The sequence below is a fragment of the Mesorhizobium sp. M2E.F.Ca.ET.209.01.1.1 genome (genome assembly GCF_004010375.2).
GTDB lineage: Bacteria > Pseudomonadota > Alphaproteobacteria > Rhizobiales > Rhizobiaceae > Mesorhizobium.
The window spans coordinates 1-352 of the sequence record NZ_SADP02000542.1 but is presented as its reverse complement, the minus strand read 5'-3'; the positions used below and the strand labels follow the sequence as shown (position 1 = coordinate 352).

Here is a 352-nt window from a genome sequence, read left to right as displayed (position 1 = left end):
GCCGATGCCCATGCCAACCATAGCCTCGCTGCTTCGTCGGCGTGGCGGGCGCTCATCCAGAGCATGCAAGCCGTCAGCACAAAGCCGGCAGAGACGTTGCGGCTGGTGCCCACGGCCCGATCGCTGTTGAGATGATCAGCGGCCGGTCAACATTTCCGCGATCGCCGAGGCGACAAAGGCCGGGTCCTCCCAGTGCGGATTGTGACCGCAATTTTGCGCCCACACGAGACGGGATCCGGTCAGCGCCTCGGCCAAAGCCTGCTGGTGCGCCTCGCCGAAAAGCGGGTCGCGGGCACCGGCGATGATCAGCGTCCGGACCCGCACCGCCCGTGCCTCGGCTGCCAGGTCGGTC

General features: G+C 67.6%; 1 protein-coding gene. It reads right to left on the bottom strand.

Translation table 11 applies throughout. From position 1 onward, the window contains the following. Nucleotides 1–135: 135 nt before the first annotated feature. A partial coding sequence (locus EN852_RS36835; RefSeq protein ID WP_135879761.1) for an alpha/beta hydrolase occupies nucleotides 136–352 on the bottom strand: 217 nt, incomplete at its 5' end.